14 protein-coding genes are annotated in these 14,112 nt (G+C 43.6%); 5 read left to right on the forward strand and 9 right to left on the reverse strand.

The window, feature by feature from the left end:
- On the reverse strand, positions 1–216 hold the full coding sequence (locus DSBG_RS21590; RefSeq protein ID WP_083236716.1) for an FmdB family zinc ribbon protein: 216 nt from the start codon (positions 214–216) through the stop codon (positions 1–3).
- Positions 217–464: 248 nt separating this feature from the next.
- Between DSBG_RS21590 and DSBG_RS03685 the strand changes: the two genes are divergently transcribed.
- The 3 genes from DSBG_RS03685 (at position 465) to DSBG_RS03695 (ending at position 4,118) form a co-directional block, all read left to right on the forward strand.
- Positions 465–2,390, forward strand: coding sequence for an aconitate hydratase (locus tag DSBG_RS03685; RefSeq protein WP_068962869.1), 1,926 nt, complete (start codon positions 465–467; stop codon positions 2,388–2,390).
- A 70-nt stretch (positions 2,391–2,460) separates the two neighbouring features.
- Positions 2,461–2,958: an Lrp/AsnC family transcriptional regulator gene (locus DSBG_RS03690; protein WP_068962870.1), complete on the forward strand. Its 498-nt coding sequence runs from the start codon at positions 2,461–2,463 to the stop codon at positions 2,956–2,958.
- Positions 2,955–4,118, forward strand: coding sequence for an aminotransferase class I/II-fold pyridoxal phosphate-dependent enzyme (locus DSBG_RS03695; RefSeq protein ID WP_068962871.1), 1,164 nt, complete (start codon positions 2,955–2,957; stop codon positions 4,116–4,118). Before DSBG_RS03690 ends, DSBG_RS03695 begins: the two co-directional genes overlap by 4 nt.
- 311 nt (positions 4,119–4,429) lie before the next feature.
- Here the strand turns inward: DSBG_RS03695 and queG are convergent, their stop codons facing one another.
- From queG to DSBG_RS03720, 5 genes are all read right to left on the reverse strand, one after another.
- Positions 4,430–5,431, reverse strand: a complete 1,002-nt coding sequence (queG, locus tag DSBG_RS03700; protein WP_068962872.1) for a tRNA epoxyqueuosine(34) reductase QueG — start codon at positions 5,429–5,431, stop codon at positions 4,430–4,432.
- Positions 5,432–5,845: 414 nt separating this feature from the next.
- Entirely contained in the window at positions 5,846–6,493 is a 648-nt protein-coding gene (locus tag DSBG_RS03705; protein ID WP_068962873.1) for a flavin reductase family protein, read from the reverse strand.
- 132 nt (positions 6,494–6,625) lie between these two features.
- Positions 6,626–8,203 carry a tRNA nucleotidyltransferase/poly(A) polymerase-related protein gene (locus DSBG_RS03710; protein ID WP_068962874.1) on the reverse strand — a complete coding sequence of 526 codons (1,578 nt, stop codon included), beginning with the start codon at positions 8,201–8,203 and terminating at the stop codon, positions 6,626–6,628.
- Between the two features lie 323 nt (positions 8,204–8,526).
- The gene (locus DSBG_RS03715; RefSeq protein WP_068962875.1) at positions 8,527–9,408 is read right to left on the reverse strand and encodes a diacylglycerol/lipid kinase family protein; all 882 of its coding nucleotides are present in this window, start codon (positions 9,406–9,408) and stop codon (positions 8,527–8,529) included.
- 157 nt (positions 9,409–9,565) lie between these two features.
- Complete coding sequence (locus DSBG_RS03720) at positions 9,566–10,684, reverse strand: aminopeptidase (protein ID WP_068962876.1); 1,119 nt, start codon at positions 10,682–10,684, stop codon at positions 9,566–9,568.
- A gap of 153 nt (positions 10,685–10,837) precedes the next feature.
- Here DSBG_RS03720 and DSBG_RS03725 point away from each other — a divergent pair, with 153 nt between their 5' ends.
- Positions 10,838–11,785: an RluA family pseudouridine synthase gene (locus DSBG_RS03725; protein WP_176716161.1), complete on the forward strand. Its 948-nt coding sequence runs from the start codon at positions 10,838–10,840 to the stop codon at positions 11,783–11,785.
- Here the strand turns inward: DSBG_RS03725 and DSBG_RS03730 are convergent.
- From DSBG_RS03730 to map, 3 genes are all read right to left on the reverse strand, one after another.
- Positions 11,778–11,972: a YwbE family protein gene (locus tag DSBG_RS03730; RefSeq protein WP_068962877.1), complete on the reverse strand. Its 195-nt coding sequence runs from the start codon at positions 11,970–11,972 to the stop codon at positions 11,778–11,780. The genes DSBG_RS03725 and DSBG_RS03730 overlap by 8 nt on opposite strands.
- Before the next feature lie 86 nt (positions 11,973–12,058).
- Positions 12,059–12,478, reverse strand: coding sequence for a large-conductance mechanosensitive channel protein MscL (gene mscL, locus DSBG_RS03735; protein WP_068962878.1), 420 nt, complete (start codon positions 12,476–12,478; stop codon positions 12,059–12,061).
- A 13-nt stretch (positions 12,479–12,491) separates the two neighbouring features.
- The gene (gene map, locus DSBG_RS03740) at positions 12,492–13,241 is read right to left on the reverse strand and encodes a type I methionyl aminopeptidase (RefSeq protein ID WP_068962879.1); all 750 of its coding nucleotides are present in this window, start codon (positions 13,239–13,241) and stop codon (positions 12,492–12,494) included.
- A gap of 455 nt (positions 13,242–13,696) precedes the next feature.
- Here map and DSBG_RS03745 point away from each other — a divergent pair, with 455 nt between their 5' ends.
- Positions 13,697–14,104, forward strand: a complete 408-nt coding sequence (locus DSBG_RS03745; protein WP_068962880.1) for a glycine zipper domain-containing protein — start codon at positions 13,697–13,699, stop codon at positions 14,102–14,104.
- Positions 14,105–14,112 lie beyond the last annotated feature (8 nt).

Here is a 14,112-nt window from a genome sequence, read left to right on the forward strand (position 1 = left end):
TCAGTGACACCCTGTGCAGTTTCCACGACATCCCGGCGAGCAGCTACCGCCCCCAGTCCCTCCGGAGACTCCGAGACTTGCGAACCCTGAGATTTGCTTCATAAGCCCGGCGTGCCCACACTCAACACACTTTAGCAATTCACCGTTTTCTCCCATCCTACACAATTCTGTTGTCAGAACTCCACAGCTCGGACACCCGAATTCATACATAGGCATTAATGATACCTCCCAGTTATTAAGTTCTACTTGCTGGCCATGACTCAACGAAGATGTTCGAGGTTCAAACCTCGTCATGGCTTCCTATTCAACTATTATAACCTGAAATTATGCCAAACCCAACCTATATTACGAAACATTGTATTTCTGCCAATTTTAAATAAGATATTTTGTATACTTTAAGTAAAACCATAGATGTTCCCTGCAGTTTTTGGTAATGTTAATATTACAACAAAGGAGGAATTATCATGGGGCAAAACCTAACTCAGAAAATACTTACATCGCACTTAGTTGCCGGTGACTTGAAAAAAGGAAACGAAATCGCTCTTCGGATTGATCAGACGTTAACTCAAGATGCTACAGGAACAATGGCTTATTTGCAATTTGAAGCCATGGACCTTTCTAGAGTTCAAACCGAGTGCTCGGTGAGTTATATAGATCATAATACCCTTCAAACCGGGTTTGAAAATGCGGATGATCACGCCTTTCTGCAGAGTGCAGCCGCGCGTTTTGGGGCATATTTTTCCCGTCCTGGAAACGGAATTTGTCATCAAGTCCATCTTGAACGCTTCGCCAAACCCGGGAAAACTCTGCTTGGATCAGACAGTCACACCCCCACTGCTGGTGGTATGGGAATGCTCGCCATGGGCGCCGGGGGGCTTGATGTTGCCGTAGCGATGGGCGGAGGTGCTTTTTATCTGCCAAACCCCAAGGTCCTTCGGGTCTGGCTTACCGGTCAACTCTCTGATTGGGTTTCCGCTAAAGATATTATTTTAGAAATACTTCGCACTCTCACGGTAAAAGGGGGCGTCGGGAAAATAATCGAATACGCTGGACCGGGCGTGAAGACCCTTACTGTCCCAGAACGGTCAACCATCACAAATATGGGAGCAGAATTAGGTGCGTCTTCTTCAATCTTTCCCAGTGACGAACAGACGCTTCGTTTTTTAGAAGCCCAGGGGAGAGCTCAAGATTTTGTCCCTCTTTCTGCTGATGAGGATGCTACTTATGATGAAGAACTGAAAATTGATCTTTCCTTGCTTGTACCGATGGTGGCCCAGCCCCATAGTCCAGATAATGTGGTTTCTGTAAGTGAGCGATCTAACCTCCCCGTGCAGCAAGTAGCCATCGGAAGTTGTACGAACTCTTCATATCAAGACTTAATGCGTGTTAGTCAAATCCTTAAAGGAAAACGTGTTCATCCGGGCGTAAGCTTAGTAATTTCTCCTGGGTCCCGTCAAGTCTTAAGTATGCTTGCCAACAATGGCGCCTTAACAGACCTCATTGATAGTGGAGCACGTCTTCTTGAATCCACCTGCGGTCCATGTATCGGCATGGGGCAGTCTCCCGTATCTAAAGCCGTCTCGGTTCGAACTTTTAACCGCAATTTTGAAGGGCGCAGTGGAACGCAAGATGCTTCGGTCTTTCTGTCCAGCCCGGAAGTCGCGGCTGCCTGTGCCTTGACAGGATTTTTAACCGATCCCCGAACGTTGGGACTCCCACCCTCCGTAAATTTTCCCGAACGCTTTAGAATTGATGACAGCATGATTTTGCCACCTGGTGATCCTGAAACCCCGATTCGACGCGGTCCCAACATTCAACCACTTCCCCTGGCTCCTGCGCTGGATGATATGCTAGACTTACCTATTATTTTGAAGCTTGGAGACAATGTGACAACAGACGACATCATGCCCGCCGGGTCCAAGATACTCCCCCTCCGTTCGAACATCCCGGCAATTTCTGAATATACCTTCCACAAAATCGATGCTCAGTTTGCTGCTAAGGCCAAGGCCTTAAAGCAGAGTATCATCGTTGCCGGCCATAATTACGGCCAAGGTTCAAGTCGAGAACACGCTGCCCTTGCTCCCATGTATCTGGGACTACGCGCTGTTTTGGCCCAGAGTTTTGCTCGCATCCATCGTGCTAACCTGATTAATTTTGGCATTCTTCCTCTGACCTTTGTCAATGAGCAAGACCTCGAGCGCCTTCACTCAGAAATCATTTTACACTTAGTCAACTTGCATCAAGCAATTCAAACTCCTGACTCTTTTGCTCTGACTATTGATAAAGACTCAAACCCGGTTTGGGTCAGACATGATCTCACTGAACGTCAAGCCAAGATCCTTCTTGCCGGGGGCCTTTTGAATTCGACCAAATATTCTGTTAGTGTTTGATAGCCAAAGCTTGTTCTGTTATATAAAAGCATGATATGATGTTTTTATATTTAGAAAAGAGGTGTATTTCATGCTCACTGAAGAGGATCGTAAACTACTCAAACTCATTGAGGAGGATTGCCGATTAGCACCTGAGGCACTTTCCATTCAAACCGGATTGACGCCTGAATACATCACTCAACGAATCAGCGATTGGGAAAAAGAAAAGGTAATTGTCCAGTATCAGCCGCTGATCAACTGGGAGAGAACCGGTGATGTATTAGTATCCGCCCTTATTGAAGTTAGAGTCTTACCGCAGCGGGGCTATGGTTTTGACAAAGTCGCTAAACGGTTGCAAAAATATCCCGAGATCAAGTCCTTATTTCTAATGTCTGGAGCGTATGACCTAGCTCTGCTCATCGAAGGTAAAACAATGCAAGAAGTCGCACTTTTTGTAGCTGAAAAATTAGCTCCACTTGAACATATTCAGAGCACAGCTACCCACTTTGTGCTGCGCTGCTACAAGCAAGATGGGATCGAGCTTATGGGTGAGGAAGAGACGCTGCAACGTCTAGTGGTGTCGCCATGAATCGATATCTCGCCTCCCATGTCGAAAACCTCCCCCCCTCTGGAATCCGTAAATTTTTCGATCTTGTGGCAACGATGAAAGACGTCATATCTTTAGGGGTTGGGGAACCAGATTTTGTGACTCCCTGGATAGTACGCGAAAGTGGCATTTTTTCTTTAGAACAGGGACAGACCATGTATACCAGTAACGCCGGACTCTTTGAGCTGCGTGAAGAGCTTGCGCACCATTTAGCAACGACTTTAGGTCTTTCCTACAATCCACTCGATGAGATACTGATTACCTCTGGAGCGAGCGAAGCTGTTGACCTCGTGATGCGTGCCGTTCTCACACCTGGAGATGTTGTCTTAGTTCCTAATCCATCCTACGTATCCTATGGGCCTTGCGCGACATTAGCCGGTGCAAATGTCCACTACATTCCGACCCATGCTAAAGAAGATTTTCGTTTGCGCGTTGAAGACCTAGCCCAGGCATATACTCCCAAAGCTAAACTCCTTGTCCTTTCCTACCCAAACAATCCGACCGGGGCGATCATGAGTCGAGAGGATCTGCTCCCCATTGCGGACTTTGTGGCTAAACATGATCTTCTTGTTCTGGCCGATGACATTTATTCGGATCTCACTTATGGCGGAACGCATGTGTCTTTCGCTAGTCTACCCGGCATGCATGATCGAACTCTCTTTGTCAGCGGCTTCTCCAAATCCTACGCCATGACCGGCTGGAGAATTGGTTATGTTGCTGGACATAAAGACCTGATCGCCGGTTTGACAAAAATCCATCAATACACAATGCTTTGCGCTCCCATTATGGGCCAATTCGCCGCCTTAGAAGCGTTACGTTCTGCCTCCGAAGAGAGAGATGAGATGGTCAATGCCTATGACCGACGACGTCGCCTGATGGTCCACGGTTTTCGGCAGATGGGTCTTGACTGTTTCGAACCTTTAGGCGCTTTTTATGTTTTTCCTGAAATCACTAAAACGAAGATGACCTCTGAAGAGTTCGCCGAAGAGCTCTTAAAAGAAGAAAAAGTAGCTGTCGTTCCTGGGAACGCCTTTGGGCCTTCCGGCGAAGGACATATTCGCTGTTCATATGCTTATTCTACCGAGCAGCTTCAGGAAGCCCTCAAACGCATTGCTCGTTTTGTGCAACCTCGCATTAGTTAAACTTTGGACAATCAGAAAAGGGGCTGTGCTAAAACTTGTTACTATATTTTTCACATCCCCACTTTTGCTTCTATATCATCAAAACACAAGCGTCCTTACTCCACTTTAATAGTGAAATGAGGACGCTTATTGATTGTTGTAACCACTTGAAATTTTGGAGACTGAGTTTTCACACATCCCCTTTTTTGTTGTGGGATGGTTCTTGCTTCAGATTCAGATTCGCTCCAATGAAGGAAGTTTCAATAGCTTTGAGGGTCGACGGGGAATCGACTGGACTTGCAAGAGGGGACTTTGTTCTTGCTTGCCTCCCGTTAGAGATATGAGGAAATAATGGGGGGTATTGATTTATCTTTTTTGTGTTCTGACAACCAAGGTTTTAAACGACAGTCTTGAACATTTTGCATGGCTAAATAGGCATTTCTCTGAAGAACTGCTTTTCCACGCCACCCAGCCGCTGTTACTTGAAAGCGTTCCTGAAACTCTCTTTTAGATAAATTGAGAGTCTCGAGTAAATCTACTCCTCGTCGGTGCGAGAATGGGGATAAATCCGTTTGTTCTTCCTTAAGCCTTTTTTGATTGTGAGGACAAACGTCTTGGCAAGAGTCACAGCCAAAAATTCCCGTTCCCAGGCGCTTACACTCCTCGGGAGAAAGTGTCTCCTTACTTTGGGTAAGATAAGAGACGCAGTCTTTTGACGCAAATGGCTCTTTTCCTATGATGTGTGCCGGACATACTTCAACACAACTTTGACAGACTCCGCATTGATCGGAGATAGAACGGTCTGATGCAATCTCACGGTCCAACAGGAGTAGAGCTAAGACAACAAACGAGCCGTATCCTGGAATAATGAGCTGTTGGTTGCGGCCAATCCAGCCAATCCCGGCCCGAACTGCAAAAGCACGCTCAACAAGAGGCCCTGTATCCACTTGCCACCGAAGATTTCCCGGCCACCCGTTGGTACGCATAATATCTACCAGCCGATTTAATGTTTGCCGGAGAACACGATGATAGTCCTCGCCAACTGCTGAGCGTGCAATCACTCCCTCACCTTCTTGAGGAGGAAGTGTGTAAGGAAGCGGATAGGCTAAGGCTGTAATGGTCTGGCAATCTTGCCACCCCGCCTTCGGATCAATCCGTTGCTTAACTTCCTTCCCCTCAAAAGGTGTAGCTAACCCTCGATCAATTCGGGCCTGTAGCAATTGATCTAACCCGTCCACTGGTTCGGCCGAAGTAAATCCAATTGCTACAAAACCTAATTCACATCCCCATTTTTTTATGTTTATTTTCCAGTGCAGTTGTTCATCTGAATCCATGTTTCCTCCTCGAAATGAATGTAAGTATAATTATCAAATATTAGAAATTCATTTAGATCTATGTAACCTGACTAGCTCTTTCTAATTCATTTATAATTCTGTCGACCATAGCATAAGTTTCTTTTAAACGCCCAACATTGAAAAGACAAGTATCCTCAAATATTTCTCGTATATTTCCTACAATATCCTGATATTCTGAGTTGGAAAATTTATGTAACAGATCAATCGCTAAGAGTTCGCAAAACCAAATTCCCTCCTTATAAAAAAAACGCCGAATTCAATAAATCGGCGACAAAATTTTTGTTCGGTAACTCGGCTATCTTCCACTCTAAGGTGTGGGGGACCAGTGGCTTTGTCCTCAACAGTAGCTAAAAGGAGTTGAACCTATCCCTCTAATCTTCCAATGTATTAAACTTATTTACTTGCTCTAAAGTAAGCGTAAGTCATCGGATCGCCTTCTTGAAGGATCTCCCCAGCGGTAACGTCAGCAAGAAACAACGTATGTGTCCCCGCATCCAGTTGCCCCACGACCGAGGCTTCCATGGTTACAAGCACATCATTAAGCAAAAGAACTCCTGACTCTCCACGATGGACAGCCAAACCCTCAAACTTGTCGACATCGCGACCTGTTCGATATCCAAACCTGCGCGCATAATCGTGACCAGTTTGATTAAGCACTGAAACGCCAAACTTCTCACTCTTTTGGATTAATTCATGGGTATAATTTAATTTATTGATCCCAATGGCTAATCTGGCTGGCTCTGCTGTGATTTGGAAACAGGTGTTCGCACATTGACCATTGTCCCGTCCTTCAGCCTGTGCTGTAATAATATAAAGGCCGTACGAAATTCGGTAGAGAGCTTGACGAATAGCTGCTTCTCTATCCGACGGAACTACTATTGGCTTAGCGTTTGATTTTACTTCAGGGGACATATTTGCTTCATCCACTTGAGATACAAGTTCAAAAAAACTTGCATCTGCACCACAAATTGGACAGATGTCTGGTGGATTTTCGCCATTATGGATATAACCACATACGGTACAGCGCCATTGTTTTTCCATTGAAGCCCCTCCTTATTTAAACAAAAATAACATTATAATTGTTCTAGGTCAAGATTATTTTTCCTGAACTCACAATTTATTTATATGGATCCGATAGTGACCTCTCCGTTGCTATGTTCGATTTCTAAACTCTTATAATTTCTTATTCCATAATAGTCTATACTCACGTTCAAGCAATTGAGGGTCGGTCAGTTCATACTTAGCGTTCATCATGGCTTGCCGGCGAACCTGTTCTTTTAACTGACCGAAACATTCTCCTTTAAGCCCTTTTTCACGGGCAAATTCTTCAAAACAAGACCAATCAAGTTGATTCGACCGCTCAGTTATAAAGACGCAAGCATCTCTTATTTCACCCTGGATCCAGTCTAACCATTCTAAATTTTTTTGAGAATACTGCTTCCCGCCAAGGAAATCTGCTCGCCACAAAACAAGCAAATTTTCTACTTTTTGTATCTCAAAATCATGTCTATTCCAACCGATCTCCCAAGCAAAGCGTCGGGCCTTATTACGAACCTTGGTTTCTGACCCTTCCTCTCTTAATTCACTCATAAAAGTCAGAGTTCCCATCATATGGTGCCCTACCAAAAAAAGGAGTTCTTTTTCTCCAAGTCTTCCGCCAGGAAGAACCATAGACCATCGGAAGCGTGGCAAAATTTCTTTGACTAAGCGGGCACTTTCCCATTCGTGTTGTAGAAAGTGTCGCTTACCTTCAGGGATTAACTTAAAACTTTTATCTTGCGAAGATTGAGCTGCTTTGATGCGTTTTACAACAATTGTATCTGGATAATTGTCTAACAGAGCCCCGTGGACTTCTACCTCTTTGTTTCTCCACCGCTCTAGGTTTTTCCCAACTAACTTAAATTCATCTATTTTATAGCCATGATGCAGTAAATGAATAGTTCCCCACGCGTAACATTCCCGACTAGCTGTTTCCCATTTTCCTAGATCATGAAATAAGGCAGCTAAACGTAACAACACTAGAGGAGGTGTATTTTTCACGACATGCCTAGTATGTTCCCAGGCATCTTTTGTATGATAACGATTTTGTACTAATCCTTTTAGCCTAGCCAGTTCAGGGATATAAGTTCGAAAATACCCCAAGTCATCAAGAAGTTCTAAGGACTTGTCAGTATCATCCAAAATAAGGATTCGACCAAATTCCTCGGTTACTCGCTCCAGTGAGACTTCACGCATCTGTGGTACATGATCAACTGCAGATCGCCAAGTCTCCTGCTCGATTTCCAAGCCGTAACGAACGGCTAAGCGAATGAGGCGTAGAATCCTTAGCGGATCTTCTTTAAATCGATCTGCCGCATGCCCACATGCTTTCAGTCGTTTGGCATGTAAATCGTGAAGCCCGCTTAACGGGTCTTGGATTTCTCCTGTTCGAACATCTTGATAAATAGCATTTAAAGTAAAATCTCTACGTAGAGCATCCGTTGCAACCTCTCCGGAAAAAGACGCGATATCTACTCGTTCTGTTCCTCGGAATAAGCTGACCGTCTGCTGCTTGGCTCCTATTCGATGAGGTATATAACCCCAATCAGATAACATTTTATCTATTTCCTGGAGAGAGAGTGCTATAACCGCATCCACATCTTTAGAAGGAATCCCCAATTGAGCATCACGAACAGCTCCTCCAACAATATAGACTGGTCTTAGTTCACTGAGTCTCTTCAGGATCTCCTGCTGAAAAGATGTGCCGATCATTAACTCCCTCCATTCTTTACTATTTTGGGTTACACTTATGTTACTCTGCTGCTATTCTTACATACAAACCTTATTTTCAAGCGTAATTAAACAAAGATATTTTCTCCAACGGATTCTTTTCTACTCGTAAATGAAATAACATATCACAATTTTAAACAAGGCGAAACCCATATAAGAGCTAAGCCTTGTTGATACTATAACCACGGGCACTTTGCCATCCATGGCGGTGCTCTGATCTCGAAAGTCCTGTTCCACTCTTAGCAGCGTCTAAGGTATAGCTGAAGCGGTCGCCTTTGCCAAGGCTTGAACCAGCCAAGTTTGCTTTAACAGAGCACTGTGATCTTGGGCCCTATTTTAATATGCCATGCGCTTTCCGGCCCATGTTCACCATCAAGATCCGAGAAAATTGGGCGATCGGTAGAAACTATTAATTCAGAGCTTAGAAATTTTTTTACTTTTTCATCGTCTGCTTTTTCGCCTCGCCAAACGTTTAAGAGCAGACGAACCGTCTCGGGCCAGCCTGCCGATGGAACCATTAAAATATCCAGCTTTCCATCGGTCAGAGATGCCCTAGGTACAAGCTTCCTAATTCCCCCCACCGAGAGACCATTTGCGACCATAAACAAAACGACCTCTTCGATATATCGTTTTCCATCATGCTCAAACTCGACACGAAAGGGGCGAAAAGAAGGAAGGGTCTCCAAACCTTTAAGAAAATAAGCTAATTGCCCGAGTGTATTTTTAACACGCGTATCTACCTTTTGAGAAACATCTGTTAAAAGACCCGCGCTGGCAACATTAACAAAATAACGATCATTAACTATACCTGTATCGATTTCAAAGGCTTTTCCCGTGGCAATAACTTTGCACGCTTCAGGAATACTTTTCGGTAAATGTAACGCGTAAGCTAAATCATTTGCCGTTCCCACGGGCAAAATACCAAGTGCAGGACGTTGTTCTGGAGAAATATTCATCAACCCGTTGACCGCCAGATGAATACTGCCATCTCCCCCGGCAATAACTATCTGATCCACATCCGTACTTTGAATCGCGATTTGTTCAATATCTTGGGGAGATCCTGCCCTGTGTACACAAACTTCATGTCCGCTTTCTTGAAAAATACGAATCACGGTATCAAGTTGCCCAGTTAATTTACGCCGCCCAGCATTTGGATTATAAACTAAACGTAATCGCTTACCTTTCATGTCCTTTTTTAATCGACTCCTTACTTGCTTACTTCTTTTTTATGTAACTGGCGAACCTTTGTATTCAGGACCCGTAGGTTCGTACTACTACATTAGTTTTCTGAACCCCTTTACAAAATGGGAGACCCAAAGTCGGTTCCCGCACATCTTGTAAGCACTAAGACTTTAGATTCTCCGGGTTCAAGGCCTCAAGCTCAGGCAAGACAAATCGCCCATCTTTTCGAACCAACCTCTTATCAAAATAAATCTCACCACCACCATATTCTGGTCTTTGAATACATACCAAGTCCCAGTGGATAGCAGATTTATTTCCATTGCTACAATCATCATAACTGGCCCCAGGCGTAAAATGGAAGCTTCCGTCAATCTTTTCATCGAACAATGTGTCTTTCATGGGCGTTTGAATAAACGGATTCACCCCGATAGCAAATTCACCAACGTAACGTGCCCCATCATCGGTATTAAAGACAGTTTCAATCCGTTCTGAATCGTTCGAGGTCGCCTTAACAATCTTGCCATCTTTAAATTCCAACACGATGTTTTCATAGGTAAACCCTTGATAAAGCGATGGCGTATTATAACTAATCCGTCCATTGACAGATTCTTTAACAGGTGCTGAAAATATTTCTCCATCCGGGATATTGACATGTCCATCACACTTGATAGCAGGCATTCCTTTAATAGAGAAGATCAAATCAGTTCCTGGTCCAATGATGTGTACCTGATCAGTTTTTTCCATCAGCGCCTTCAGCGGCTCCATAGCTCTTGACATCTTTGAATAGTCCAAGTTGCAGACATCGAAGTAAAAATCTTCGAAGCCCTCAATGCTCATATTCCCTAACTGCGCCATAGAAGCATTCGGATACCTTAATACACACCAGCGGGTATGGGCCACCCTTTGCTCTGCATGCACAGGTTTCAGGTAGTGGGACGCATAAGTTCTCATGGCATCACTCGGGACATCAGCCCATTCGTTCGCATTCTCTCCTGCCCGAATTCCAATAAAAGCCTGCATCTCCTTCATTCGAGCGAGATCCCAGCGAGTCATGGCTTCTGCCTGCTCCACCGTAAATTCTTTCAATAGTTCACGCTGTAGGGTATTATTGATGGTAGACAAAAATGGCAAACCACCAGCTTGATAGGCATAACGAACAAGAGCTTGAGCTAGTAGAATGTCTTGTCCGATCACTTCAATAAGGATTTTCTCGCCTGGTTGAAGTGCAATCGAGTAATTAATTAATGAATTAGCGAGTTTTTCTATGCGAGGGTCTTTCACCTTTGGGCCTCCTTAACCATGTTTAATCCAATCAAGACTTTTAAAGAAGTTATATTCTTCATACTTCATAATTTTCCTTTTTATCATGACTTCTACGTTAAAAAGTCTATTGATGCATCTATGTAAAGGTTACTATTACGAGGAGGAATAATTATGAACGTGAACGCACAACATTCTTTATGGGAATACCGATTGCAACCGGAGGATTCCGGTCAGAAATATATAAGTATTCTACTCCACAAATTTCATTTCTCGCTCAAGTTATTACAACGGTTAAAGCAGGGAGAACACGTTTGGGTTAATGGAAACTTCACTTATTTAACGGCGCGGGGCAAAGAAGGAGAAACATTATCCATCCAGCTTTCTTCTGATGAGGAAACCAACCTTCTCGGAGAAGATCTCCCACTCCATATTCTCTATGAAGATGAATACCTTTTAGCGGTTAATAAACCTGTGGGTCAAGTGGTTCATCCGACACACCGTTATCTCACAAGCACTTTAGGAAATGCCGTCATTGGCTACTGGGAACGCAAGGGGGAGTATCGTCTGTATCGTCCCATTCACCGGATAGATCGCAACACCTCTGGTGTTGTCGTCATCGCCAAAAATCAATTTGCCCATCAACAACTTGCCTGGCAACTGGAGCGTGGACAAATCCACAAACGATACTTCGGATTTGTTACAGGAGTTGTACCCACAAATGAAGGTACCATCAACGCCTCCATTGGATTTGCCCCCGATAGTTTTATCAAACGCCAAATCCAGCCCGATGAGCAGCCTAATGGTCAGCCAGCACGAACCCATTTCAAGGTCATCCACCGCTATCCCGCTGCCACTCTTCTTGAATTCATCCTTGAAACTGGACGCACGCATCAAATCCGCGTTCACTGTGAAGGCTTTGGACACCCCCTGCTCGGGGATGATCTTTATGGTGGTGATACCACTCTTCTTTCCCGTCAAGCCTTACATTCCTCAAAGTATGCTTTTCTACATCCTGCTACAGGTCTCCCCATAGTCATCCAAGCACCCTTTCCTGGAGATCTTAGGGCATTGATGAAAAAGCTCACTTCTCTCTCAAATTCGGATGGCGTTATTATTTAAGAATTTGTTGCACTCTTCCAATTTGACCGTCCGTGAGTCTAACTTTAATTCCTCTGGGATGGGTCTGTGAGTTTGTCAAAATATCTTTAACAACTCCTCGTGTCAGTTTCCCAGTTTTTTGATCTGCTTTTAAAACGATATCAACGGTTACCCCTGCATAGATATTCTTCCTGGTCTGACCATCCATTCTGAAAACTCCCTCGAATTTTATGGTTAGGATAACGCTTGTGAAATGGAATTTATTTGAATATTAGCATATCATATCTTACTGGCTTACTTTTTCTCAAGAAGATCCCTGATCTCCGTAAGAAGTTGCACTTCTACACTGGGTACCACCGGAGCAGGTAGTTCTTCAGATTTTTTCCTATTTAACCGATTCATGACTTTTACGATTAAGAAAATGGCACCCGCAATTATTAAGAAGTCAAAAACCGCTTGAATAAAGTTGCCAGTGTTTATAGTAACTGCCGCTTTGATAACATTTCCTGAACTATCAACTACGGCATCTCTAAGCGACCATTTAATATCTGTAAATTTGATGCCTCCCACAATCAGACCAATCGGAGGCATAATTATATCTGCCACAAGGGACGATACGATTTTCCCAAAAGAGCTACCGATTATAATACCTACAGCTAGATCCATCACATTGCCTCTTGTCGCAAATTCTTTAAATTCTTTTAGTAAACCCATTAAAGTGCCCCCTTTAGTCTTGCTCAGTTAATATTAGCGTACCATTTTTGGTAATTGCAATTGTATGCTCGTATTGAGCGGATAAACTACCGTCTATAGTTCTAGCCGTCCACTGATTGTAGTCAATTTTCAATTGTTGTAAACCTATGTTTATCATGGGCTCAATTGTAAATACCATCCCCTCCCTAAGTCTCTCTCCCCTATTAGGGCGACCATAATGAGGAATTTGTAATTCTTCGTGCATGATTTGTCCAATTCCATGGCCCGTAAATTCGCGCACTACTGAGAATCCGTGAGCTTCAGCATGACTTTGAATTGCGTGGGATATGTCTCCGATTCGATTGCCGATGATCGCCTTTTCAATACCAATATAAAGACATTCCTTAGTAACTTTAAGAAGCTGTTCTACTTGCACCGATATTTGTCCAACTGGATAAGTCCAAGCAGAATCCGCGAGCCACCCATTAAGATTTACGACCATATCAATTCCCACAATATCCCCATCTTTCAGAGGGTTATTGCTTGGGAACCCATGACAGATTTCATCATTTACTGAAGCACAAGTTGCAAAAGCATACCCTTTGTACCCCTTCTGCTCGGCCTTCGCCCCGTGCGATTGGATGAAATCCTCGGCGAATTTATCTATTTCCAAGGTCGTTATACCCGGACGAATCATCGTTCGAAGTTCCCGATGACAGGCTGTCAATATCTTGGCCGCTTCTTGCATAAGAGCAATTTGTTTTTCTGTTTTAATTACAACCAATGTCTTCCTCCTCAAAATCGTTATAAAGGGAGTATAACCTATCCCTGAGTTTAGAATGCTTTACTACTAAACAGTTGTACCCAATACTTATTATAATACTTTATTAAGGAAGGTGCTTGTATCGTGCCCTACAAAGGGGATTGTTTTTCATTATTTTCTCGCCTTTCTAGATAAAGTTTAAGTTTATCTGACGCTTTTTTGTCTTATTCAATTCAATTCTATTATTTGATATTCCATAGACAATATATTATAACGTCTATGAAATATCAAATAATAAGGATGTGTTTCTTGTAGCGACCGCGAAATACAGAAGGAATTGGGCATTGGTAGCGCCTCTAAATTGAGTAATTCTCGAAAATAGAGATGTTTGTATTTTTTTAAAACTAATTACTAATAATATATTTTGAACATACATTTTCAAACTACTAACTTTATAGGGAAAGGGGTTGAATCCTTTGTTTAAAGGCATACCCGAGGTACTAGGAGAATCTTCTTTTTTGGGCTTAGTTCTTGCCGGTACAGCAGTCGTTGTATTGGCACCAACTCTGAAAAACGTTTTGCGTGGTGTGGCAGTTGCAACAGCTAAAGGTGTTGTATCGATTACAGAAGGTGGCGCTGCCTTAGCTTCTAGTGCTAAAGAAGGCTGGGAAGATGTAGTAGCTCAAGCCAAAGCTCAAAAAGGGATGACAAATCTTGATAAAGGTACTATAGTTGGCGCAGGAGCCGGCGGGGCTATAGGTGCTTCAATTGGTGGCATGACGGGACCTGCTGGAGCAGCAATTGGTGGCGGTTTAGGTGGAGTAACAGGAGCCTCCGTAGGAAGTGGAATGCCCAACCAAACCACTGATCTGAGCAATGATTAAGCTAAGGT

The organism is Desulfosporosinus cupriresistens (assembly GCF_001707885.1).
GTDB lineage: Bacteria > Bacillota > Desulfitobacteriia > Desulfitobacteriales > Desulfitobacteriaceae > Desulfosporosinus.